The 291-nt window shown below is 54.6% G+C and carries 1 rRNA gene; it reads right to left on the bottom strand.

Features of this window, described 5'->3' with window-relative positions:
- A 16S ribosomal RNA gene (locus tag E0D98_RS26420) occupies positions 1-291 on the bottom strand; the annotation flags it as partial.

Raw genomic sequence — 291 nt, 5'->3', positions numbered from 1 at the left:
ACTGGCAGTCTCCTTTGAGTTCCCGGCCGGACCGCTGGCAACAAAGGATAAGGGTTGCGCTCGTTGCGGGACTTAACCCAACATTTCACAACACGAGCTGACGACAGCCATGCAGCACCTGTCTCACAGTTCCCGAAGGCACCAATCCATCTCTGGAAAGTTCTGTGGATGTCAAGACCAGGTAAGGTTCTTCGCGTTGCATCGAATTAAACCACATGCTCCACCGCTTGTGCGGGCCCCCGTCAATTCATTTGAGTTTTAACCTTGCGGCCGTACTCCCCAGGCGGTCGA

The organism is Escherichia sp. KCJ4928 (assembly GCF_004352695.1).
Taxonomy (GTDB): Bacteria; Pseudomonadota; Gammaproteobacteria; order Enterobacterales; family Enterobacteriaceae; genus ECMA0423.
Note: the sequence above shows the minus strand (reverse complement) of the source record. Positions and strands in the feature narration are given on the sequence as shown.